Raw genomic sequence first — 23110 nt, 5'->3', positions numbered from 1 at the left:
AACACTAGAACTGAACAGCTAATTTACTGACATTGTTATGTTAGATAAGGAACCAAAATGGATTGGATTTATCGATTTACAGAGAATGAAGACTATCCAGATCCACGTGAAGAAATTTCGTTCCTTTCAGGATTGGTAGAGGATGATAAAGAGGCATTTCTTTTATTAAATAATCATAAAACTCCTCCAATGTCAGGTTCAACTAAAGGACAAAAAGTGGGTCTCTGTACGTCAGAAACTGGAAGGCTCATTCTTCATGGTACTGCTACGGTTGCTGATAAGCCTAAGCGGCAAAATACTCCTTCTAATGTCTTGCCTATTTATGGGATGCTCACCAACCGTATGTTTTGCCAACTTGAGACAATAGAAATCTATGAGGAATCCCCACTAGATCCAGAAATACTGTCTTATGACTCACAAGAATCATTTCTTCAAGGTCAAGCAACTGTGAAAAAAGTCTTGGAGCATCCTAGCAAGAAAAATGAGCCTCATCATTCAATTACTCCATCATCTTCATCTGATGAAAGTCTTGAACTTCGATTCTCTGTACCAAAAGAAATAAATGATGTGGTTACAGGTGTAGATCCGACAGCGGCGAGTTGGGCTTCCAAAATGACAATCGGCAAGAAGAAAATGCCCAGTTTTTCTATTCGAATTTCTAATGGGACATTCACACTTCCTGAGAATCCACTGTTTCATCACCATAAGAATGATGATTTGTGGGACCACGTAAAATCGGTTAAGTCTAGTCTTGTATGTATAGATGGCCCCTGTGACACCAATGGCCCACGATTACTCTCAAATATTTCTAAAGGATGGGATAAAAATGCATGCAGTGGGATTCGTGAATGTGAAAGAAGATTGTTCAGAGAAGGTGTTGGATTATTTTGGACTACTCAAAATACAGTTATGAAATTCGAAGGTGCCAGTAGGTGGATTGCTCGTTCTATTATCTTATTTTCTGAATACCCCAAAATTAAAAAAATTGAAACACATCCTCATGGTGTGTTCACATTTCTTTGGCATTTACTCGGAAATAAAGGGACTCCGCCTAAGAAAACGAAGCCAGAAGGGAGAATGGCTAGAATTGATTTGTTACAGAAATTTATCCCTGATTTAAACTGTGATTTATTAAAAGATCATGATTCAGTAGATGCTGCGGCTGCGGCACTTGTTGCCGCTCTTCATCGATGTGGTTTAACGAAACCATTTGGCTCCGAAGGAGATGGTGGGCAAATCTGGATGCCAGACTGTAATAGAATTAAAGTGAAGTCTAAAAGTAGGAATTCAATTAATGTCTGAATACTCCTACGTTGAAAAACCATTTTTGGATCAACTGGTTGCTTTAGGCTGGCAGATAATCGATCAAGGTAATTCGATCCCCACTGATCCGACACTCAGCCACCGTACCAGTTTTCGGGAAGTCACATTAGGAGAGATCTTCAAACAGAGCGTCAAAGCCCTTAACACAACCAGTGAGGGACTGGAATGGCTGACGGATCAGCAACTGGATGACCTGTATGAAGAAGTGCTTAATCCTTCTGGAAATAACCTGCTGGAGAAGAATCAGAATTTGCTCCATTTCTTACTCAGGGATGGTGAATGGAAGCCGACGGTCGATGAGAACGAGCTGACTGGAGAACAAAACCCTGAAGTCAAATTGATCGATTTTGACCATCCCCTACGAAATCACTTTCTGGCAATCAATCAGTTCCGTGTTGATACCCCCAGTAAAGGGAAAGGACATATTCGCCCTGATATCGTTCTGTTTGTCAACGGACTGCCATTGGTTGTGATTGAATGTAAGGACGCCAATGCCTTTACTGCCAATCCAATGCATGAAGCCATCAAGCAACTTCATCGCTACAGTGACCAGCGGGAAGAGACACATGAAGCAGGTCTCAAAGAGGGCGAACCACGACTGTTCTACACCAATCAACTGCTAATTGCCTCAGATGGTGATGAAGCCAAACTGGGAACGATCACTTCCTCAGAAGATTATTTTTATAACTGGAAAGACATCTATCCCAAAAAATATCGAGATTACACTCCCCCGTTAGGAAAAGAACGGCAGCAGGAAGTATTGATTCAGGGATTGTTGGCTCCAGAAATCCTGCTGGATGTCATCCGCAACTGCATCATTTTCATGGTGTCCGAAAAGAAACTGATCAAAGTCGTCTGCCGCTACCAGCAATACAGAGCCATGCTGAAAATCATCGAACGGATGCGGGACGGCTCGACGGCGATGGAACGATCTGGGGTTGTCTGGCACACACAAGGCTCAGGGAAATCTCTCACGATGGTGTTCGCTATCCGAAAGATCCGCTCCTGTGATGATCTGAAAGATTATAAAATCTGCATGATCAATGACCGAACCAGTCTGGAAGAGCAGCTAAGCGAAACAGCAAACCTGACTGGTGAAAAGGTCACCGTCATAAAAAGCAGCGAAGATTTAAAGACGAAACTAGCGACTTCCAGTTCGAATCTGAACATGGTGATGATCCATAAATTTCAGGAGCATAAAGAAGAACTCGCTGGCTATCTGGAAGATGCATTAGGGGGACAGGAGACCGTACAAGAATTTGCCACGATGGAAGTGGTGAATGATTCCGACCGTATTGTCTGTATGATCGATGAAGCCCACCGTAGTCAGGGGGGCGACATTGGTGACAATCTATTCTCTGCCCTTCCCAATGCCACACGGCTGGCTTTTACGGGAACACCTTTGATCACGGATCGGCATACTAAGAAGACGTGGGAGCGGTTTGGCGGCTATATCGACAAATACCGTTTACAGGACGCCGTGGATGATGGTGCGACCGTCCAGATTCTATATGAAGGGAAAACCGCTGACACTGCCCTGAATGAAAAGCATGAATTTGATACAAAATTCGAAGATCTGTTTGCACATCGAACTGATGAAGAAATACTAGCCATCAAAAAGAAGTATGGTGCCACTGGCGATATCTTTGAAGCAGAAAAGCGAATTGAGGCCATTTCCAAGGATTTGGTCAAGCACTATATCGACAACATCCTGCCTAATGGATTCAAAGCTCAGGTTGTCTGTAATTCTAAGATGGCGGCAATTCACTACAAGACCTACATCGATAAGGCACTTACTGAGGAACTGGAAAAGCGTCAGGCAGAAACTGAGCCAGATCAGGAGTTGATCAATAAAATTGCTTTCCTGAAATCAGCAGTGGTCGTTTCTTCAGATGGCACTAATGAAAAAGCCGTTATCACTCATGCCCGTAAATATTCCAGAGAAATCAAGGCTGTTGAGAATTTCAAACGGGATTTCAATTATGACGATCCATCCAAAGAACTTACTGGAGTCAGTTTCCTGATTGTCTGCGATATGCTGCTGACAGGATTTGACGCACCAGTCGAACAGGTCATGTACATCGACAAAATAGTCAAGGAACATAATCTGCTCCAAACGATTGCCCGAGTGAATCGAGTTCGTAAGGGGAAGAATCGGGGTTATATTGTTGATTACGTGGGGTTAGCAAACCATCTCAAGGAAGCGTTATCCATCTATTCTGGCGATGATCGAGATGATGTTGAAAACTCACTGAAGAACATCACAACAGAAATTCCTATTTTGGAAAGCCGTTACCAACGGCTGATTCATCTGTTTACAGATAATGGCATTGATGAGATCGAGCCATTCGTCAGGCAGTCCATAAATGATACCCAGAAGAATTTCGATATATTGGAATTGGCCATTGAAAAACTGAAGGATGTGAAGCTCAGGGCGACCTTTGAAGTCTACCTGAAAAAGTTCCTGCAAAGTATGGATATCGTGCTGCCCCACTCTGCCGCAAATGAATACAAGATCCCTGTCAAACGATTTGGTTATTTGCTGGCTAAAGTGAAACAGCGTTATAAAGATGATTCCCTTAATATTGCTGGAGCTGGTGAAAAGGTTCGAAAACTGATCAACGAACATCTCATCAGTCTTGGTATCAATCCCAAGATCAAACCAGTCGAACTGTTTTCTTCTAACTTCATCGAAGAGCTGGAAAAGAACACATCACCCAAGGCAAAAGCCAGCGAAATGGAACATGCCATTCGTAAGCACTGCAAAATTCGATTTGAGGAAGATCCCGCATTCTATACCAAGCTCAGTGAGAAGCTGGAGACGTTGATTCAAAAACATAAGGATGATTGGGATCAACTCTGTTTTGACCTGTCAGTTATTCGGGACGAAGCAGAAAAGGGACGGAAAGACGATATCGAAGGGATCAGTGCCACAGAAGCCCCCTTCTATGACTTGATCGCACAACTGGCATTTGAAAATACAATACCAGCAGAATATGACCAGCAGTTAAAACAGCTCATTGGTGATGTGATAGAAGAGTTCCAGCAAACCATCAATATCATCAATTTTTGGAATAATGCATATGAAGTCGAAAAACTGAAAGGAAGGCTTTCTGATTTGATGTTGTTTACGGGCATTGATCCGATTATAGAAAATACTGATCAGATCGTGACGGAGATTACATCACTGGCAAAAGTTCGTCATCGGGATATTGTGTCATGAAAAAACAATACAAAGATGTTTCATATTCAGTTTCCCGCAGTGATCGGAAAACCGCCAGTATTTATATTGAGCGGGATGGTGAAGTATCCGTACTTGCTCCGAAGAAGTTGTCTGATGCAGAAGTCGAATCACTGATTGAAAACAAGCTGGTCTGGATCTACAAAAATCTAGCTGAGTGGTGTGATCTGAACGCCACACGAGTCGAGCGGGAATTCGTGAATGGTGAAGGCTTCCTGTATTTAGGGCGTTCTTATCGATTGAAAATCGTGGAAGATCAGTTGCAGCCATTGATGCTCAAGCAGGGTTATCTCTGTTTGCGTTCTGGCTTGGAAGATCGACAGGAAGATACTCACGAAGTATTCAAAGAGTTCTATCGTGAAAAGTCGCTCCAGAAAATCATTGAGCGGGTGGAATATTTCGCTTCCCAGATGGGAGTCACCCCCAAAGGCATCAAAGTTCAGGAACTCCAACATCGTTGGGCATCCTGCACCACAGAAGGCATGCTGAATTTCCACTGGAAATGCATTATGGCACCACTCACGATCATTGATTACATCGTGGTTCATGAGCTAGCACACTTGATTCATGCCAATCATACGGAAGCATTTTGGAATGAGGTTGATAAGATTTTGCCAGATTATCTGGAGCGGAAACAGTGGCTGCGAGTGAATGGTGCTGGAATGAGTTTGTGAGGAGGTGTTTCCTGTCAGCGATAACTATATTTGTTCTTGTTTACTGGATTGTGAGTTAAAATAAATGACTTCTGATCAGCATAAATACAGAAACATAGCAAGCGACTGTATAAATCTTGTTCCTAATTGGTATCAAGCTGACTGTGGTCCATTTTCATTTTCTTTAAGCATCGATGGGGAAGAATACCCTTTTTATAATCTGATATACAATACACCAAATTTGAATCAACTCTTGGGATCAATGAATCGCAAGATTACATCTTATGTGAAATCGACAAAACATGCAAAAAATCTACTTGTTCGGGAGTTTATTCAGGAACAGTTTGTGCTTGAGTGGCTGGGGTATAATTCTTCTGAAGTTAAATGGGATGATATATTATTCTATCTTCATGCGTTATCACGAAGGACATACGAAAACCAGCGTGTGACATTGAATATGATCATTGATGTAGATCAGAATGAAAATGGTATTCGTATCGACCTAGATAGACACCAAAAACTCTTGGACCAACTTGGTACTTCACCATTTACGTACTTTCGAGTAGACCCATGTATGAAAATTATTGGTTATGAAGAGATTCGATGGGATGAAATAAAGAATTCTCAGTCCTATAAGTATTTACCAGAATTCTTAAATCCTTTTCACAGCGTCCTAAAACACAAAGAGTATTCTGTGCATTTGACATCGTCTGGCGATTGGATTTTCATGAATTATTGGGGGATGATTGCTTCAAGACGCAAAGGTATATGGACAATATACGACCAAAACACATTCAAGAATACAATTACAAAATGTGTTAAAAGCTATAATGCAGGAGCTACTCTCTATGAAATTGCTTTTGATCTAAGTTTCAAGCGACATGGAGCATTATTGGTACATGATCCAGAATCGAAAGTGATTGAAAAGATTGTCAACAAAGAATGTATTCTTTCGTCTGGATCAGAGCAAGGAAATTCATTTATTGCTGACAGTGTTAGAGACATTGGAATAGGAGAATCGACAAAAGCACTTGGAAATAAACGATTGCTTACTGAGCTCGCTAGTATCGATGGAGCAGTTATTTTTGATAATCGTCAAATACTCGCTTTTGGAGCCATTATAGAATCTCATCCGAATGCTAACGGGCAGAGTGGTGCAAGATCTACAGCTGCTCTATCAGCTTATCATTGGGGAGGGAGACCAATAAAAGTTAGTTCTGATGGAGAAATAACGCTTCATTTTGAAAGTAATAATGGTGATGAAAAATGCGATGCTAAATTAGAGTTTCTTTAAAATGCGTGACAACTTTAGTCAGCGAATAAAAGACGTACTTGCGAAGAGGGTTGGATATCATTGCTCCAATCCATCTTGCCGTAAGATGACGAGTGGACCACATTCAACAGAGGACAAATCCTTGAATGTGGGTGTGGCAGCCCATATTACTGCCGCTTCAGTAGGCGGTCCACGATATGATGCTTTTTGCGGTAAAGAATACCGTTCTTCAGCCCAAAACGGTATTTGGCTATGTCAGACATGTGCCAAATTGATTGACAGCGATCCATCTCAATTTTCCAAAGAAATTCTCTTGGATTGGAAACTGGTAGCAGAACAGTTTGCTTTTTCCGAATTGCACCAGAATTATTTTCCTACCATTCTCGCAGATGACCATTCTATTAGATTTGCAGTTGATGGTTGGGAAATGTGGAAAAATCGAGGCAACGATCCATCTGATACGGTCATTTTTATTGATGGGTGGAAAAAAGGGAACGTTCTATATTCATGTAAGATACGACTTAGAAACGATCTGCCACATGATGAATTACTGCATTCGCCATTGATAGAATTCCATCACGGTCCAGATGTAATCTACTCGGATGATTATCCATTTAACGTGCAAGACATTGAGCTACCTTCAAAACGTTGGGTGACTTTGGATGTTGATTATGGTCTTCATGATATTGAAATATTTAAGCAGGCTGACTCTGTATGGTTTTCCGTAAAGACTGTTGGAGATAACGAAACTCATCGTTGGCAAGTCGCTAAAATAGATCATACAGCGGTTGAGTTTATGTAAATTAACAATTTCATGGTATCTCCGACGGTTTATCAACACCTTGAGGCTTTGTCTTAATGCAGTTCCCCCTCAGTAATCCACATTGGCGTAAATTAATTGGTGAGCATCGAGAGTGGTTGTCTCAATTTGATCCCCAACATTTAGCAAACTGGGATATATTATTTACAAAAAATAATGACGAAGCTGCAATGTGTGAAGCAAGAGTCCGACGGTTACTCCAGCTTCAGGGAGTAACCGTTACTCCTAACGAAAATTTAAATGAATCAGGCAAACAACCAGATTTCAGATGTTCTAAGGATGGTCATGTTTTTTATGTTGAAGTGACATGTATTTCCATACAGAAAGTGATTGAAGAAACCAATCTTCCGTTAATCCCTGAACAGAGAGCAAGAAACTATTCGTCTCTCAATAACTCGGTATGGTCAGCTTGCAAGGGGAAGGCAATACAATGTAGTGGTATGAATCACCCAACAATTCTTGCAATTGGTACGTTTCATATTTGGGCTTCTTCAATTTGCATGAATAAGGATCATGTAGAAGAGCTATTAACAGGCGAGGGTAGAATTGCTTGGCAAATGGATGAAAATACAGGAGGAAATGCTGGAGAAGTTTATCAAAGTACCAGCCTATATTCTGCTGTATTTCTCAGACCAGAGAAAACTACTGAAATAGGATTTGCCCGTAGTTCTATCTCAGGTCTATTACTTTGCGGTCTTGGAGTCGAGCCACCAAACGTGTTTAGTATATTACATCCCAATCCAAGTCGTCCATTTAAGAAAGACTTACTGTCAGATATTGAGTTTTGTGAAGTGGCTATCAACAGTCAAGATCGATCGTTATCTGTAAGCTGGGAACTTGATTAATGAAAACACTTTATCTTGTCGCTGAATCTCTACCTATGAAAGTAGGAACGATCTGCGAAGGGCTTGATAGCCAGTTACATCCATTTGATTTGCGACATGGAGTATTTCCGAATCTTGTTGCTAAACCACTTATGGCGACCCTTAATTGGTTGCTGATTCAGAATCTGGAAATAGAGGTGCTAACACAGCAGCTACCCACGTTACTTGAAGCAGAAAGTAGCTGTAGATTTAATGTTTACAATGCAAAAAGAACGAATGACAAATTTAAATTCTCCCCAAATTTCTTCAGGAGATTAAAAGATCACAATCCAGAAAGTGATTTATGGTTGATTTATGGTGTGCAGACTTGTTTTGGTGTCTTGGGATACCTGTTAGGAGATTTAAAGGGTAATAGAAAATATCTTAGACAAGATATCAGAGATACTGGCAAAAAATTTTTAGTTGAAGTGTCCAAAGTGAAAGAGAAACCAGAATGGTTTCCCAAATCGATTCCCCGTCAATTGTGTGCTCAATTAGGGCTTTATCATCGACTCTGTACCGAAAGAGATAGTGACGCTGATATAATCGTGAATTGTTTAGGAACGGCTATCAAAAAATATCGAAAAGACTATTCAATTAAAAGAAGTATGTCCGTTGAATACATTGTTAAATTCGTGAGAAGTATTGTTCCATTGATGCATAATGAGGCTTATCAGGATCGTTACGACACAGGCTACAATCAAGCCCATTTCGTCTCAGGCACTTCAATAAAAACAAATAAAACACCTCAACGGCTTTACTGGAACATGATGGGGGAAGCTATCGGGACTAGATTGCAGGGAGATTTTGTTTCAAGATCGATTAAGAATAATGGAACTTGATTTCCTAGCGTAATTGGAAATATTCATTCTAATGATCGGCATCTTCTCTGCTGTCAGGCTTCTCCATTTATTCTTGCTGCAAACGAAAAGCAGTTATGTCGGTCTGGAGTTGTTATCGGGCATTCTGAAATACCTCAACAAAAACCTCTGAATTCTGTGCCCCAGCCAAAGTCAATTTCTGGTTGATGATAAAGAAAGGAACTCCATCAACTCCATACTGATTCGACATTTCTCTGGCATTTGAAATCACATCCAGTCCTTCATCACTGTCCAACATGGATTCCGCAGCCTGTCGATCCAAACCTGTTTCAGAACCCACATCAATCAGTGCCTCACGCTTACCAATATCCCTGCCTTCAGTGAAATAAGCTCGGAATAGTGCCTCAACGACGGCATCCTGACAGCCATGCTGATCGGCAAGACAGATGAGTCGGTGGGCATCAACAGTGTTTGGTGTTCGACCAATTTTGTCAAAGGCGAATTGAATTCCTTCAGCTTCACCAACAGCGACCACTTTAGCATCCAGTTCCATTGACCGTTCCCAGCTACCAAACTTTCTGGAGCGATATTCCTTTCGGCTGATCCCCTCTTTCGGCATTTGGGGGTTGAGCTGGAACGGATGCCATCGAACTTGAACATCATGTTTATCTCCCAAGGCAGCAATTGCTTTCTCAAGTCGCCGCTTGCCGATATAGCACCAAGGGCAGATTACATCTGAGATCACAGCGACTGATACTTCCATTTAATCTCACTTATTTTCTATTCAAATCAAATTGATTATCTTATCCAGCTCAGATTGTCTTTGAAAAATGTTTCCGCAACTTCTCCAATGCTTCTTCTGGCATCCCCTTCCCTAAATACATCCAACCATGAAATGTCGGTAGATCGACTTCGGCAATCTGCATTAATTCTCCATTTGTAAGTGGTCCAAATTCATCCCGATCAACACCGATCTCTTTCAACAGTAACCTGAATGGATTTGTTCGCTCCTGTTCTGGTTCGGGGTTGGTTCTTTGGGAACCACTCTTCTTCATTGGCACTTTCTTCTGTTTAGATACTTTCGCTGGTATTTTGGGTTTTGTAGCCGTCTGTTTTTTCACTTTCTTTTGTTGTGACTTTTGGGGGATCTTTGGTTGCTTGGTTTTTATGTTTTTCTTTTTTACGGATACCTGCTGTTTTGACCCCTCAGTTGATTCGGCTTCTAGCAACCACTCATTAACAGCCTCGACTCTGAAGCGGACTGACTGACCGATCCGAATACAGGGGAGTCCCCTTTCCACTGTCATCCTGTGAAGATGCCTCTCTGAAATTGATAGACGTTCTGCCATTTCACTCGAACGCAACAATAAGCGGTCATCTGTCTCCAAGACTTGGTCTGAATTCTTATGATCTGTTGGGCATTCTATATTTTGCAATTCACTGACAACTTCATGTACTACAAATTTTAGCAGGCAACGGAAAGCACTTTTGAGTTCATTGGGCATAACAGTCTCCTTGTTAGATGAAATAGTTCGTATCTATCCATTTAAGCAAGGTGAGTGCCACTGGGGAAAATCCATTTCAATTCCCCTTCAATCAACGGAATTCAAACCATTGAACAAATCTCTACCCCTTGATACTTTGGGGATTAAATATAGCTTTAATTATGAGATTATTTGCAACCAGAGACCAACAGCCCATATCCAAGCAAAAACTGACGTAATCATGGCTGGAGCAAATTCTCTTTACAGACTGCAATAACCTTCGGGTAAAAATGGACACTGACACATGGAAGAATTGATCAGTAATTCAATTCTTTGCGTTTATTCCATCGTCTAAGATCTAAGCGGTATCAGTTAAGGGCGAAAGTAGCTTCCTGATCAAGTTTTTTAATTATAGAGTGGCAACTATGACTCAATACTGGTGTGTCAATTTCGATTCCAAAGAATGCATGATTTACGGCATTGAGCACAATCTATGGATGATGCAGTATCAATATAAAGACGAGTCAGGAAACGAATTTCAAGGTGGGAGACAGAAGGCAGCCACTACTTCAAACTGGAAAAGATTACCTGAAATCAATGAGGGCGACTGGTTCGTGGCTTATCTTCCGAAGAAACATACCCCCAACGGTTTTTTTGCTTTTGGCAGGATCTGTAAGCCAAGAAAACCTGCTACATCCGATGCACATGTCTCTACAGTCGCAGATTATCTAACTGCGAGAAGCTCACATGAATTCGATTCAGGCATTATTCATTATACAGACGCTCCTGTCTTCTACGAAGACTATGACGACGAATGGCGGCGACCTGAAGCTCAGGGAGATATGCGATATGCACAACGGATTGATGTCGAAGAATGGCAGTATTATCAGGCTAATGGCATTCCGTGGCTGAGTAGCCTTTCAGTTCCTGCTTATGAAATCCAGAAGGCTTTCTTCCAGATCGATAAAGAGTCCTTCGACAAGATTGTCAAGGAGCTAAAAACAGCAGATGACAAGAATAGGAAGCCACAAGAAAGAGAAATTCGAATATTTCCGAATGCTGATAAATCCGAACATGGTTTTGAAACGACTGAGGATTTCAAGAACTATCTGAAGGGTGAAGTATTTTCAAAAGAGAATGGTCGTTATCGACATACAGATACAAAAAATGCAGACATTATTATTCTCTCCAGAGACGGTCTTGCTTACGGTCAGTTCGAAATTGTTGGTCAGGAAAAACCAAATGACGAGGATTTAATAGCGTATCCTAAAGCCCAAAAAACATATTTAGTTGAGAAATCTACTCTGTATAACAATCCAGTTCGACTTTCAGACCTTTCAATCAAGGGATTGAGCTGGACCAAGAAAGTAACAGAAGACCAGTATCAGGAAATTCAGAAGGCTGCCAAGGGGGGAAGCGAATACAGTTCTAGTGTAGTTTTACCTGAATCTCAAATTGAGCTTGAACGAGTATTGCGGGTAGTCACGCAGAGACTTGGGCAGGGAGTATTCAGAGATGAGCTTATTCAGATGTATGAAGGAAAGTGTGCAATAACTGGATGCAATGCAATAGAAGCTCTAGAAGCCGCCCACATTGACCCCTATTGTAATACTGGCTCAAATGATCCATCAAACGGACTTTTGCTTCGTGCCGACATTCATAAGTTATTTGATCGTAATCTCGTTGGAATCGAACCCGATTCTTTGACAGTACATATCTCAGCGTCAATTTCTAACACCGAATATGGGAATCTCAATGGGAAAACTCTTCTTGCCCCCCAAGCAGAAATAATAGAACCAAACCAACAGGCCTTAGAACGACGTTGGAATGAGTTCCAGATACAAGATTGAATTTTATCAAGACAGATAATGTTGACATTACCTGTCATCGGCTGGGAGAGGTATTTCATGATCTTCATAATCAACGACGATGAAAGCTACCTGCGATGGATCAATGCGAATCCCAGTGGATATGTTGTAAATGCCCAGAATCCACCGTCTCCCAATAATCTTTTTTTACATCGTTCGTCCTGTAGTCATATTTCTTCTTCCAAACGATCAAACTGGACAACCAAGAGCTATCTAAAGGTATGCTCAAACGATGTAAATGAACTCAATGAGTGGGCGACAGGCACAGTCGATGGAGAGTTAGCTTCATGTGGGCATTGCAAACCAGATACTTCAAATCAATCTGAAAAGATCTCTGAACATCCAGTGGTAGTTTCTCTAACTGAACCACAAAGTGAAGTTGAACTCCCATTCTTAAAATACCCCGATCAAGGGCGTCGTTTTTTGGGGAAACGATCTGGCGACAATTCAAGACGTGGTTACGGGTTGACTCTTCGGCGTCTTACGGGGCTGTCTTCATGTGCCTATTGTGGGATGGATTTATTCGATTCCTATGAACATTGGCTTTTACTCCAAGTCGATCATGTAATTCCAACTACTGTTGGAAAACGGCTTGGAATCCCTGTGGAGTGGCTGGAAGATTATTCAAATATGGTACTCGCCTGCTCTGCTTGCAATTCTTTTGATAATCAGTTTGATGATCCAGATGTTATCTTCGCTCCCCAAACAGAAGATGAATTCTTTGATTTGCGGGATATGGTTTTCACAAAACGAAAACCACGTATTCATAAATGCCAGAGTTCTGAAAGGAGTTTTTTCGAAGGAAAGCCTTGGGAACACAAGTGATAAATAATTCTTTCCCCGAACAGTTCTAATGTGGAAGATGATGGACGGCGGTTTGGTAGTTTGATTCTTCGTCAATTAGAATACATTAACCCATCGGGATTCTATGAGGTAGAACGAAAACGTTTCCTATTTTTTATACTTGTAGGCATAGTAAAAAAAATCTAAGTAGCAATACCATTGATTGAGATGAATTTATTTTAGTCACATCGTGACTTAGTGGAATGAAAGCGGGGATTTCGTAATGGCCAAGAAGATTCGTTGGGTTCGAACGCCAAAAGGTAGGTTTTGCACAATCGCAAACGGTCTGTTTTTAATGAGCTTTACTTTGGCAGGATGTTTATTGACTTGGACATTAGGTATTGGTGTTATAGTTGGTGCATTCAAGTTGTTTTTTGCTAATTAGATTAGAGAAAAATGGCCATAAATCAACCAGAAGAAAACAATGTTGTTGAAATGAGTGCCGAAGATCCCAAAGACTCTATTTGGATGAGCACTTTTATGCTGTTTCTCATCGGTTTCGGTCTTGCGGGTTGGATTAAGAACGTCATCTTCGAAATGTGGCACACTATAATTTTTGGTAATAAAATTGTCAGTGATGCAATGCCGATTGAATTAGCAGTGGGTATTGTTGTGGCTATTTATGCAACGTGCTTCTGGTGTGACTGGGGTTCGTACAATGAAGACTCTTGCTGTGATGGCGATTCTTTGGTGAGTACTATTACTGCTCACTCTGTGCAAGGTATGCTATGGGGCATGATGGTGGGAGGGATGTCGATTCCAATTCTCCTTCTCTATGGACTATACAAGTTATTTATCTCATAGCTTTCTAATTTCCCATTATTATATGGAAGTGTATTCTCTTCAGTTCAAGGATTGTAAATGGCTCTCCGAAATCCATTATGATAAAAAATGAAGTGAAGAGTGGGAATTACGCAATTGAGAAACTAGAACAAAATCAATATCGAAATATTTCAGATTCCATTTACATTCCCACCAGAAAATAATCTGAAGGACCCACCAAGGATTTTTCTTTCATTTAAATCCAGCTCCAGAGAGATCTGGCCCCTCTACCACATCACTACCACACTACTGCACCAAATCAGCCCAATCCTCTACCCTGATAGAACATAAACCAAGAACAACCTCCAACCAGTAATAACGGCTATTAATCGTTAATAACGCCCTTCAGGGACAATCCAACAGCCTCAACTCAGATTATTAACACTCATGGCCATCCAAGGACACAATTATTAACCGCTGAAGTGTGATTATTAATGAGACCACAAGAAGTTCTGGGGGATGCTGTGAAAAACACAGCTCCCCGCAGAACACAATTTCCGTCCAGTTCATACCAATTGCCTCCTAGCTGGATTTCTGGATTTTTGGAAATCCAGATTTTCAGATTGAAGCTTTCACTTCCCGTAATCGCTGGTAAAACGTCGATCTTTTCATTTTTGACTCTTTGATCTGCCGTTCTCGATCATTCGGGTATTTCTCTATAACTTCTTTAATGCGAGTGACTTGCATTTCAATTTCTTCTGCTTTGGATGGAATGTGTTTCGTTCCAACCATCAGCTTTTGCAGACTGGTGCGTACTAGATCCTTCCAGCAAGTGATGGATTTACCATGCTCCCACTGACGGCGATCTTCAAAGGCTTTCCGCAAATGCCTCAAATCCAGTCGTTGGTCGTACTGTCTTGTCTCTGTGATGACGAAATCTACAACTTCAGTACACTGGTTTTCTGAAAGATCCTTATACCCTTTTGCAGCTAGAAATAGCATAAAAGCAGCGATCTCTTCGTCTGTCGGTTCGTGTTCTATCTGTACAACTCTGCTGGCTACCGCTTTAGCAAGGGGATCATGCCTTAGCGGAACATTGCTGATCGCAACGATGCCGCCAGAAAAATTGAATGACATAGATTTATCCTTGCTCTTGTACGTTACTTTGCGGGCAGTGTCGGGATCTCCATCCAAGGCAGCCATCAGGATTTGCAGAGCGGCAGATTGATTAAAGAGCGATGCGATATCGTCCAGCACGATAATATGTTCTGGATGTTCATTCAAAAAATCGAACAACCCCATAGGCGTCATACGTGCATTGCGAATCACATGTGGTACGCCAAGATTTTCAAGCTCTTCTCGGACGGTGTATGTCTTGGAGGTTCCTGATCTACCAACCAGATAGGCAGCAGTATAATAGTGCTGGGCGACTCCCCTCACCCTATCACGTATTAATTGCAGCTTAGTTTGATAACTGCTTAATGGCTGGCTAATGGTTTCGGTCTCTGTTCTCATTGGATTACTCTCCCATAAAAGAATTTTGTCACTGAAAAAAAATCAAATGCTAGGGAAGTAAAGTTGGATGGCCAAAAATCGTCAAGCTTTTTGGTTTGCCAGAAGCGGTTAAGTCCTTCTATATTAGTGGTTTAAAATTATTTTGATGGGTGCACTATGGAAAATAAGCCTGCCCCAGAGATATGGAGCAGGCTTATTGAAGAGTGTGAGCTGGTTAAGCGGTGATCGCTCAACGACAGGGTTCATGTGAGCACTTGTTACTGCCTCTCAAAACCCAATCTTCCGCCAATCCACTTTCAGTTCTTCTTCAACTGACACAATTACTTCAGCGTCCAAACGATCCAAAAAGCCGTTCTCAGTGGCTATGAGGTATTCATCTGCGGTCAGGAAGTAGACGGAGCTGGTTGTGGTTACGGTGATTGTTGGGTGCATTTGTGCGTTTCTGGTTGGATTCTCTAAGTACTTGAATCCCATTAGCTGTTATAAAAATTTGCAAGTTCATCAATCGTTGTATTTAGTTCTATTCTACAATGTTTTTTTCGATATCTTTTTGATCCATAAGGAACACAAGAGGCAACATCAAATCGTACATCCCAACAACAACAGTCATCAGTTATAACGGGGAAGAAATCAGAGGCATCAATATCGGGATTACTTTCATTATGAAAAAGAACTAACAGGTTTTTTCCTTGTCTTTGGGTAAATTCAACATGCCAAGTTTTATCTGCTTTTTCATTTCTTTTATTAGCAAGCTGTTTTAAAAGTTCCAAAGCATGATTTTTAAAAGCTTCCCACTCTGTAACCTTCTCTTGCATGAATTCTAATTGTCTGCTGGTTAAACCTTTTCGATAGTCGATCTGATAAACAGCTTGCTTAAAAGTCTCTCTATCAATCTGTGGAAACAGACTTGTTAATTCATCCAAACAAGAATTTATTTTTCGTTCATTCAGTAATTCTTTCTGTCTGGCTGCTTCTGCTTTCTGTCGCTTTCTAGCTTCAATGGCTCGAATCAGTCTCTGCTTTGATCTGGAAGCAATCACAATGCCGTTGAGATCAGGTCTGCAAATTCTGCCTGATCTGATGAAGCCATCCATAGCTGGGACATATTCAATATTCAATTTCTCAGCCCAATGAGTAAGCTTGATTCCTTCCTTTTGTCGTATATGGCAATAGCCCTTAGGCAAGCCTTCTCTTACATCGATGTTTCCGTAATAATTTGCATGATCTATAACAGATCTTCTCTTTGATTTTGCTACCATCTCTCTAACTTCCTTTTTTCTTTGTGTTTACTGCCTCCCAAAAAAACGGATGTTTTTGCAGGCAGTGGTTTAACAATTGTCTGAAGAACACTTCCCCAGAGTTCAATGGAAGTAAACGGAGATTTCCCAAATCTGGCAATGTTTTCATCTAGCACAACGGGCGTTAACCTCTACGCATATAGTTCGAAAAAAATATTTGGATGCACCGTGGCGGGAATAAAAATAGCCTGCCCAAAAATGGAACAGGCTGCTTGTTGTCCAAAATCTAACCACTCATCAACTGACCAATGTGGGGCATGAATCCTTCGCATCGCCAAAACTAAAGACCCACCTCTGCCCGAAAAATCAGCTCCCAAAAACATTCAAACACGTATTACGTTACTTGTTGAATTTGGGTATAATGCTGCCCTGCTTTTGAATTACGGAAGAAGATGAAGCTCTATTGATCTTTGGGATCAGTGGGGCTTTTTTTACGTCCAGAAATAAAAAGAGCTGCCCCCAGAAATTGCGAAACTGGAGGCAGCTCAAAAAAGTGCACGGTCTACACACATATTAATATAGTGTTATTAGCCCGAATTATTTCAGAGATTTGATAAAAGAAATTCTGTTCGTGGCTTAAATGCTTCTATAGCAGACTGAGAATGAGATTTGAGGTAATCGGAATGTATGATCGGTAATTATGGAAGTCTGGACCGAAAATTATCCTAGTTTTTCAAGCCAAAAATGAATGGAACGACACTATATTAAATAGAGAAAAACAATAACGTGGTCTGGTGGTCAGACTCAGAGAATTAACGGTTCATAAATTGCAAAAGAGATATAAGACACAATCAGAATATTCAAAAATATACAGCTTCATCGAACGTAAGCTGTTTTTCCCCGCTGGTAGCAACCACCAAAAGTATTTAGCCACGAATGAGGCAGGTGAGCTGAAACATTATGCATTCAAAAGAACTTATCGACCCCGATATTTGCCAGATCATTTAGAATTCACCAATTCCATTTCTCTGGACAATCCACGAGTAAAAAATCCACTGGACGTATTATGTCCCTTGAAGAAACACATCAGTGGCGAGCGGCTATACGGGATTGTCAAAGGGGCAGAATCTAAATCGCTGCCCTTCTTTGCCCCAGACCTAGACCGTCATTCAGACGAAGATCCTGAGCAATTCATTAAGCTTTGCGAAGTTGTCCACGATGAATTATCTAAGCTGAATGATTATCACTTTTTTCAGCAGACAAATCGGATAAATGGTTCTACAAAATACTTCGTTTTCCATAAGGGGCTAAAACAAATCCCCATAAATATGGTGACTGATGTCGCTGATAATTTTAAAGAGCGAATATTTGCAATCACTGGGAAAGAAATAGAAGTATTTGGATCAGCCAAAGATCATCTGTGTTTGTTGCCACTCCATCCTCACAAGAGCTTCCTTACCGATGCAGGTAGGCTGGGAAAAGAGAGAGCCTATACCTACGCCAAGCAATATAAGATCAATGATGTCTGGTTTACTGCTGACGAAATCGATGAGATGGCTGCAAACACCTGTAATCGATTTGCATTCCGTGACTCGCTCGATGTAACCACGATCAAGAAAAAAAGGAACTACTACTGGCGTCCTAGCATTTCAGAATTCTACAAGGCGTATAATCGGAAATATTCAGTCAGCAAGAAGGCTTCACTGCATGAGATTAGAAAATATGCCTCACTTTCGAATCAGCCAAAGCGAAAATCCATCAGCCTGATTCATACGCCCAATCGCATTACCTCAACATCAAAACCTGTCAGGCATGCAGTCATACCAGATACCGTATCTCAGGCTGCCAGAAAGCCCTCTGTAAGGCTGCAGATTGACATGGGCGAACTCAAGCTTGCAGAAAGACATCAATGTAAAATAGATGAATTAAGAAACGAGCCAGACGCCAAAAAAAGGCAGCTACACTCCTGTTTTATTCTGGCAAATATCCTGAAACGCCCTCCAACAGCAGACGAAGCTACAGATTTTATCAGGGACTACGATCTTTATTCAGGTGAATGGGTAAACCATAAGAGACCAGCCAGAATTCGAGGGATCGTGAATTTCATTTCCAGAACATTTGACGCTGGCAAATGTGGTTCGGGTAAGTCCTTCAAATTTGATCCTGAAAGATCAGGTGCATATGAATGGGCAGAGAAGAAATTCCAAACAAATCATGTAGCAAAACACGAAAGCCATCAGGGGCTAAGAATCGATCCTACAACTCTTGCTGTTACTGGAGATGGAAGAGTTTATAAAAGGAATGCAAAAGTATCAGTTCGTGAAATTGCCCAGTACTTTGAGTTGATGGAAGAGTGCCGCAAAACATCAAAGCATGGGGATGGCGGGATTCCAGAGGATCGAGCTGAGGAAATGTGGACCTGTTTGTTTGAAACTGAGCAAGTTGAGACAGCGTGGAACTCACATAGATTTCGATACGTCAGGGATTTATTACATGGTCTTGGGATTTTAATTTGTGATTACATCAAAACACGTAACAAAAGTTACTGCTACAAATTGGGTAAATATCATCCATTTGAAAAACAATGGAAGCAAGAGGCCAATATTTCTCAGGCTTCAAAGAAGCACTTCGAAATGATATCGACTGCTCCGCAGCCGATGAAATTGCCTTTCTTTTTCAAGAATATTTTCACAGAGAAATCTACAGTAGAGGCAGATGTACCTGAGTTGGTTTCCTGCAATATCAAAACTGACTTCAGTTCTGCTGCACCCTCTCATCAATATAAACATAACACTGAGGGTGTAGATGACTTGTCTGTTTTTGAAGAAGTCAGGCAAAACGATCTCTTAAACCGTCCCCCTCCCTGATTTGATTATTCAAGTCCCATCTGAAACAGCAGTTTATACCATTTTATAAAGATGGAATCGGGGACGGTGCGTCTGGTGGGATAAAAAGAGGAAATCCCGTAGGGGTAGAAGGCAATTTATGTGCCAGCTTTGCTGGTGCATACTTTCCGAAGGAGCGGAGCGAGTGAGGGAAGAAAAGAAAGAGAGGAACAAATATCACAAAAGAGGATTAATACATGAATGAGAAAACAAAGATCAACATACTGAGGGTTAGCAAAGGGCAGGTAATTCCTTGGGAGCATTCCTTCAAAGATGACATAGAAAGCGTTGAAACAATCGAACGGGTAGCACCAGAAGTTGCTCTGGTGAAAGAAAGCTGTTTGCCATTTAAAATCAATTGTATTTTCGAAACAGAAGAGGATGCAGATTTATTTTGCGTGCAGTACAAACACAAGGTGATAAGAAATATAAAGAGGAAATCAGTCTTAAAACGGCAAAAAGAAAAACCTGTGACTGGTGCATTTGATAATGTGATCGAAGTGTGAGGGGGGCATGGTTGAAATGAGATTATGATGATGCATAGAAAACTGTCTGGAAGCCTTCAGTCATAATAAAGGGCATCTGTGCGGAGTGAATTAAAGGGACTTATGATTACTAGCAGCCCCGGTCAACTTAAAACCATAAATTTTAGAAAGTCTTCTATTCTATTTGCTCTTAACTGCTCTAATTATTGGTTTCTTTCTTCCTTTCAATGCTCGTTTCTTACTTGTTATTTTCTTTGATGGCTTCACGCCATCAATATAAAGATCTGGATCTTTAGCTGGTGGTTGTTCTTTCAGAGGGTAAATAAATGGATCTTCTAATGCATTGAACCCTTCATAATAATTCTTGAACATCTTCACCAGATTCTTTTTTGTCTGGTCTACAGACCTAACTTTAACGGCTTTAAAGTTGTCTTCTATCTCCTTAAAAGATTCAAAAAATACATCTCCTTTTTCATCAGGAACAATTCTTTCATTCATAGCACCACAAATAATCAACTTGGCTCTATGGCAAACAGCTACGATAGTTCTTTGTGTTCCGTTTTGAAATGTCACCGTTATAACTGCCTGCCTCCAGTGACCATCTTTTATTGGCAAAACGTCAACTCTTTCAGCAATGCTTAGGAAGACATTCCTAAAACGTCGTCTGTAATCAATTTCATTTTCTCCAGATTTCATGAGTTCAACGATTGATCTGCATTCATCAGAACTAGGAAGTAATGAATGAGCTTTAATTTCTAATCCTTCTACTTCTTCCTTAGCTTCTTTTATTTGTACATGGAACTTATTTATGAGCGGCAAGAAAGGTTCAATATCATCTTCTATAACAATTTGATTTTCAATCTTTTTCAATTTCTCTTCAAGCTTAACTTTCTTCAGTTGAGCAACTTCTAGTTTGTCGTGAAAGTCTGTTGTTTCTTGTGGTAAAATATCAGTAGCAGTAATTTGATTGACCAATCTCAGAATTGCCTCTTCGAGTACTTCATAAGGGAAAGCTATATAATCTACTTTTTTATCTGTAGTTGCCCTGCTGCTAACAATTTGCCTGCCTGAAGACTTAGTTCCTTTGTGTACAATGATCATTGAGCTTTTGTCTCTTCGATCATAAATCATTCCTTTAAACAGGTTTGTAATTCTTCCATCACTAGAACCTACTCTACCAGCTAAAGAAGTTCTTTGATCGTCAAACCGTTTTTTGATTTTGTAATAGTCAGTCTCACTAATAATTGCAGGATAGTAATCAGATATTGGATCACCAGCAGCTACACGTTTACTTTGATCTTGGCTACTTTTCCCATAATGAGGCGTAAACTCGCCAATCAGAGCAGGTGAATGTAAGATTTTATTTATGCTTGATTGTCTCCAGAATTTAGCCCGCTGTTTGCCTCTACCGAGTGTAGGAACATTATCTTCGTTTAGAGCTTTGACAATTGCAGTAGGTCCATGACCTGCAAGATACATTTTTACAATTCGTTTAACTGTTTCGGCATGTTCATTAAGAACAAAACTGTCACCTGTTTTTTCGATCCATCCCGGAACTCTACCTGAAATTTTCACACCATCCTTAAGTTTCCTTCTTTTGTTTTCCCAAGCATCCTTAATACGTTTTGATTTAGTAGAAGACTCTTCATAAGCCCTAGTCATTACCAAAATGACAGAAAGAATTTTTGTAGTTTCTTCCATATCTTTTTTAGTGAGCACCTCTTCTGGCTGAAGGGTAATGATCGTGATACCTTTGTCAAGAATCGACATCAATTGAACAAAAGCTTCAGAAGCTGCCTGCCTTGAAATACGGTCTAAACTTTCCACGATTAGAACAGAACCTCTTTTGACCCTGCCTGATTGAATTGCATCGACAAATGCCCCAAGTTTGCCTTTTACTGCATTGTCCCCACGGAAGGCTGATATACCTTTATCTGTCAGTTTCAGGCTCTCATCTAAATAATATCCGTTCTGCTTACACCAATTTTGGGAAGCTTCTTTCTGTCTTCTTAAGCTGTCGCCTTTAAGCTGTTCCGGACGTGAAAAACGAACGTAAGAATAAGCAGTTTTTCTTTTAGCCATATCATAAACCCCTGTAATCAAAGAGTAATCAATAGATTATATCCGTTAAAGGGAATTTTGTCACCACCTGCTAATGATCGGTTCACCCGGGACCGGTAAGACACTACTTGCTTCGCGGATCAGTACAATTCTGCCGCGACTTTCCCAGGAAGAGAGCCTGGAAACGACGCGGATCTACAGCGCGATGGGGCGGCTCTCGCGAGACCAGTCGCTGGTGATGTTGCGGCAGTTCCGCACGCCCCACCACACCATCAGCGAAGCCGGCCTGGTGGGAGGTGGCTCCACGCCCGCACCAGGTGAAATCAGTCTGGCGCATAACGGGCTGTTGTTTCTGGACGAGTTACCCGAATTCAATCGCCGTACCCTGGAAGTGTTACGACAGCCTTTAGAGGGTGGGGAAGTCACCATCTCCCGTGCGATCGGCAGCGTTACGTTTCCTGCGAACGTGATGCTGATCTCCGCGATGAATCCCTGCCCCTGCGGCTACCTGTCTGATCCGAGACGAAAATGTTCCTGTAATCCGATGCAGATCGAACGCTATCTTTCCAAAATCAGTGGACCGCTGCTGGATCGAATCGATATTCATATCGAAGTTCCCCCGGTTCCCTTTCGCGAACTGTCAAACCAGACTTCAGGCACCAACAGTCAGACCATGCGCGAGCAGGTGTCGGCGGCCCGCGAGATTCAGGCGCGCCGCTTCGCAAATGAAAAGACGTCGCATAACGGACGGATGACGCCCCGCCAGTTGAGGAAACATAGCCAGCTGGCCTCGGACGCTGAGGGCCTGTTGAAAACTGCGATGGAGGAGATGGGGCTGTCTGCCCGGGCGCACGATAAGATTTTGCGCATCAGCCGCACGATTGCAGATCTCGACCAGAGCGATCAGATTACCGCAGCCCATGTCAGCGAAGCAATCAACTACCGCACCCTGGATCGCCAGTTCTGGTCGTGAAA

General features: G+C 41.4%; 18 protein-coding genes and 1 pseudogene. 13 read left to right on the top strand and 6 right to left on the bottom strand.

Annotation, left to right across the window (positions count from 1 at the left end; genetic code table 11):
• Window positions 1-57 precede the first annotated feature (57 nt).
• The 7 genes from F1728_RS15240 (at window position 58) to F1728_RS15210 (ending at window position 9015) form a co-directional block, all read left to right on the top strand.
• Window positions 58-1302, top strand: a complete 1245-nt coding sequence (locus tag F1728_RS15240) for a DUF429 domain-containing protein (protein WP_155364835.1) — start codon at window positions 58-60, stop codon at window positions 1300-1302.
• Entirely contained in the window at window positions 1295-4546 is a 3252-nt protein-coding gene (locus tag F1728_RS15235; protein WP_155364834.1) for a type I restriction endonuclease subunit R, read from the top strand. Before F1728_RS15240 ends, F1728_RS15235 begins: the two co-directional genes overlap by 8 nt.
• Window positions 4543-5238: a M48 family metallopeptidase gene (locus F1728_RS15230; protein ID WP_155364833.1), complete on the top strand. Its 696-nt coding sequence runs from the start codon at window positions 4543-4545 to the stop codon at window positions 5236-5238. The genes F1728_RS15235 and F1728_RS15230 overlap by 4 nt, the downstream gene beginning before the upstream one ends.
• Window positions 5239-5302: 64 nt before the next feature.
• A complete protein-coding gene (locus tag F1728_RS15225; RefSeq protein WP_155364832.1) occupies window positions 5303-6511 on the top strand; it encodes a diadenylate cyclase in 1209 nt (402 codons plus the stop codon).
• A 121-nt stretch (window positions 6512-6632) separates the two neighbouring features.
• Window positions 6633-7292 (top strand): hypothetical protein, encoded by a 660-nt coding sequence (locus F1728_RS15220; RefSeq protein ID WP_155364831.1) that lies wholly within the window; start codon window positions 6633-6635, stop codon window positions 7290-7292.
• A 56-nt stretch (window positions 7293-7348) separates the two neighbouring features.
• Window positions 7349-8155 (top strand): hypothetical protein, encoded by an 807-nt coding sequence (locus tag F1728_RS15215; protein WP_155364830.1) that lies wholly within the window; start codon window positions 7349-7351, stop codon window positions 8153-8155.
• Entirely contained in the window at window positions 8155-9015 is an 861-nt protein-coding gene (locus tag F1728_RS15210; protein WP_155364829.1) for a hypothetical protein, read from the top strand. Before F1728_RS15215 ends, F1728_RS15210 begins: the two co-directional genes overlap by 1 nt.
• A 112-nt stretch (window positions 9016-9127) precedes the next feature.
• Here F1728_RS15210 and F1728_RS15205 read toward each other — a convergent pair whose 3' ends face one another.
• Together F1728_RS15205 and F1728_RS15200 are read right to left on the bottom strand one after the other, a co-directional pair.
• A complete protein-coding gene (locus F1728_RS15205) occupies window positions 9128-9757 on the bottom strand; it encodes a DsbA family oxidoreductase (RefSeq protein WP_155364828.1) in 630 nt (209 codons plus the stop codon).
• A gap of 49 nt (window positions 9758-9806) precedes the next feature.
• The gene (locus F1728_RS15200) at window positions 9807-10499 is read right to left on the bottom strand and encodes a helix-turn-helix domain-containing protein (RefSeq protein WP_155364827.1); all 693 of its coding nucleotides are present in this window, start codon (window positions 10497-10499) and stop codon (window positions 9807-9809) included.
• Window positions 10500-10903: 404 nt separating this feature from the next.
• Between F1728_RS15200 and F1728_RS15195 the strand changes: the two genes are divergently transcribed.
• The 3 genes from F1728_RS15195 (at window position 10904) to F1728_RS15185 (ending at window position 13993) form a co-directional block, all read left to right on the top strand.
• Entirely contained in the window at window positions 10904-12328 is a 1425-nt protein-coding gene (locus tag F1728_RS15195) for an HNH endonuclease (protein WP_155364826.1), read from the top strand.
• An 18-nt stretch (window positions 12329-12346) separates the two neighbouring features.
• On the top strand, window positions 12347-13171 hold the full coding sequence (locus F1728_RS15190; RefSeq protein WP_155364825.1) for an HNH endonuclease signature motif containing protein: 825 nt from the start codon (window positions 12347-12349) through the stop codon (window positions 13169-13171).
• A gap of 414 nt (window positions 13172-13585) precedes the next feature.
• The gene (locus F1728_RS15185) at window positions 13586-13993 is read left to right on the top strand and encodes a hypothetical protein (RefSeq protein ID WP_155364824.1); all 408 of its coding nucleotides are present in this window, start codon (window positions 13586-13588) and stop codon (window positions 13991-13993) included.
• 576 nt (window positions 13994-14569) lie between these two features.
• Here the strand turns inward: F1728_RS15185 and F1728_RS15180 are convergent.
• The 3 genes from F1728_RS15180 to F1728_RS15170 all read right to left on the bottom strand — a co-directional run bounded on the left by F1728_RS15180 (window position 14570) and on the right by F1728_RS15170 (window position 16725).
• Window positions 14570-15466, bottom strand: coding sequence for a hypothetical protein (locus tag F1728_RS15180; RefSeq protein ID WP_155364823.1), 897 nt, complete (start codon window positions 15464-15466; stop codon window positions 14570-14572).
• A gap of 267 nt (window positions 15467-15733) precedes the next feature.
• On the bottom strand, window positions 15734-15898 hold the full coding sequence (locus tag F1728_RS15175) for a hypothetical protein (RefSeq protein ID WP_155364822.1): 165 nt from the start codon (window positions 15896-15898) through the stop codon (window positions 15734-15736).
• A 41-nt stretch (window positions 15899-15939) separates the two neighbouring features.
• Window positions 15940-16725, bottom strand: coding sequence for a hypothetical protein (locus tag F1728_RS15170; RefSeq protein ID WP_155364821.1), 786 nt, complete (start codon window positions 16723-16725; stop codon window positions 15940-15942).
• A gap of 773 nt (window positions 16726-17498) precedes the next feature.
• Here F1728_RS15170 and F1728_RS15165 point away from each other — a divergent pair.
• Together F1728_RS15165 and F1728_RS15160 are read left to right on the top strand one after the other, a co-directional pair.
• Window positions 17499-19571 (top strand): hypothetical protein, encoded by a 2073-nt coding sequence (locus tag F1728_RS15165; RefSeq protein ID WP_155364820.1) that lies wholly within the window; start codon window positions 17499-17501, stop codon window positions 19569-19571.
• A gap of 215 nt (window positions 19572-19786) precedes the next feature.
• Window positions 19787-20095 carry a hypothetical protein gene (locus F1728_RS15160; protein WP_155364819.1) on the top strand — a complete coding sequence of 103 codons (309 nt, stop codon included), beginning with the start codon at window positions 19787-19789 and terminating at the stop codon, window positions 20093-20095.
• Between the two features lie 159 nt (window positions 20096-20254).
• On the opposite strand, the gene F1728_RS15155 is transcribed toward F1728_RS15160, so the two are convergent.
• Complete coding sequence (locus tag F1728_RS15155; protein WP_155364818.1) at window positions 20255-22156, bottom strand: recombinase family protein; 1902 nt, start codon at window positions 22154-22156, stop codon at window positions 20255-20257.
• 61 nt (window positions 22157-22217) lie between these two features.
• Between F1728_RS15155 and F1728_RS15150 the strand changes: the two are divergent.
• Window positions 22218-23108, top strand: a pseudogene (locus F1728_RS15150) (YifB family Mg chelatase-like AAA ATPase); the annotation flags it as partial.
• Window positions 23109-23110 lie beyond the last annotated feature (2 nt).

The sequence above is a fragment of the Gimesia benthica genome, assembly GCF_009720525.1.
Taxonomy (GTDB): domain Bacteria; phylum Planctomycetota; class Planctomycetia; order Planctomycetales; family Planctomycetaceae; genus Gimesia; species Gimesia benthica.
Note: the sequence above shows the minus strand (reverse complement) of the source record. Positions and strands in the feature narration are given on the sequence as shown.

Bases quoted from the DNA above. Each gene is read 5' to 3' on its own strand.
- F1728_RS15240 (WP_155364835.1), top strand. From the start codon at position 58: ATGGATTGGATTTATCGATTTACAGAGAATGAAGACTATCCAGATCCA.
- F1728_RS15235 (WP_155364834.1), top strand. From the start codon at position 1,295: ATGTCTGAATACTCCTACGTTGAAAAACCATTTTTGGATCAACTGGTT.
- F1728_RS15230 (WP_155364833.1), top strand. From the start codon at position 4,543: ATGAAAAAACAATACAAAGATGTTTCATATTCAGTTTCCCGCAGTGAT.
- F1728_RS15225 (WP_155364832.1), top strand. From the start codon at position 5,303: ATGACTTCTGATCAGCATAAATACAGAAACATAGCAAGCGACTGTATA.
- F1728_RS15215 (WP_155364830.1), top strand. From the start codon at position 7,349: ATGCAGTTCCCCCTCAGTAATCCACATTGGCGTAAATTAATTGGTGAG.
- F1728_RS15210 (WP_155364829.1), top strand. From the start codon at position 8,155: ATGAAAACACTTTATCTTGTCGCTGAATCTCTACCTATGAAAGTAGGA.
- F1728_RS15205 (WP_155364828.1), bottom strand. From the start codon at position 9,757: ATGGAAGTATCAGTCGCTGTGATCTCAGATGTAATCTGCCCTTGGTGC.
- F1728_RS15200 (WP_155364827.1), bottom strand. From the start codon at position 10,499: ATGCCCAATGAACTCAAAAGTGCTTTCCGTTGCCTGCTAAAATTTGTA.
- F1728_RS15195 (WP_155364826.1), top strand. From the start codon at position 10,904: ATGACTCAATACTGGTGTGTCAATTTCGATTCCAAAGAATGCATGATT.
- F1728_RS15190 (WP_155364825.1), top strand. From the start codon at position 12,347: ATGTTGACATTACCTGTCATCGGCTGGGAGAGGTATTTCATGATCTTC.
- F1728_RS15185 (WP_155364824.1), top strand. From the start codon at position 13,586: ATGGCCATAAATCAACCAGAAGAAAACAATGTTGTTGAAATGAGTGCC.
- F1728_RS15180 (WP_155364823.1), bottom strand. From the start codon at position 15,466: ATGAGAACAGAGACCGAAACCATTAGCCAGCCATTAAGCAGTTATCAA.
- F1728_RS15175 (WP_155364822.1), bottom strand. From the start codon at position 15,898: ATGCACCCAACAATCACCGTAACCACAACCAGCTCCGTCTACTTCCTG.
- F1728_RS15170 (WP_155364821.1), bottom strand. From the start codon at position 16,725: ATGGTAGCAAAATCAAAGAGAAGATCTGTTATAGATCATGCAAATTAT.
- F1728_RS15160 (WP_155364819.1), top strand. From the start codon at position 19,787: ATGAATGAGAAAACAAAGATCAACATACTGAGGGTTAGCAAAGGGCAG.
- F1728_RS15155 (WP_155364818.1), bottom strand. From the start codon at position 22,156: ATGGCTAAAAGAAAAACTGCTTATTCTTACGTTCGTTTTTCACGTCCG.